This window comes from Achromobacter sp. Marseille-Q0513 (genome assembly GCF_018195695.1).
Classification (GTDB): Bacteria; Pseudomonadota; Gammaproteobacteria; order Burkholderiales; family Burkholderiaceae_B; genus Achromobacter.
In genome coordinates, this window is the sequence record NZ_JAGTJY010000068.1 from 27377 (window position 1) to 27793 (window position 417).

Annotated in this window: 1 pseudogene; it reads left to right on the forward strand. The window is 79.9% G+C overall.

Annotation, left to right across the window (positions count from 1 at the left end):
* Positions 1–148 precede the first annotated feature (148 nt).
* A pseudogene (locus KDH83_RS32560) lies at positions 149–417 on the forward strand (nucleotidyltransferase); the annotation flags it as partial.

Sequence of the window (417 nt, forward strand, 5' to 3'; positions counted from 1 at the left end):
GGGGCCCCGGCGCCCCCGCCCGGGCGCGGGCCGGCGGGGGCGCCGCGCGCCGGACCGGGGGGGGGCGGGGGCCCCGGCCTCGGCCCGGGCGCCGAACCCGAAGCGCGGGCGGGGGCGGCGGGCGCGCTGCGCCCGCCGCATCGAGCTGATGGAATACCTGGAGCACACCGACGCGGTGCTGGCCGTGGCCCGCCGGCTGGCCGAACAGCTGGGCGGCTGGCTGGCCGCGAGCCAGCTGGCGGTGCGCAAGATCACACTCAGCCTGGAACACGAGCGCGGCCGCCGCGCGCGCCCGCCCACCGAGCTGGAACTGGCGCTGTCGCAACCGGCCTGGCAGCCGGCGCAGATCCTCGGCCTGCTGCGCGAGAAGCTGGGCCGCATGACGCTGACCGATCCCGTCATCGCCGTGGCCCTGCT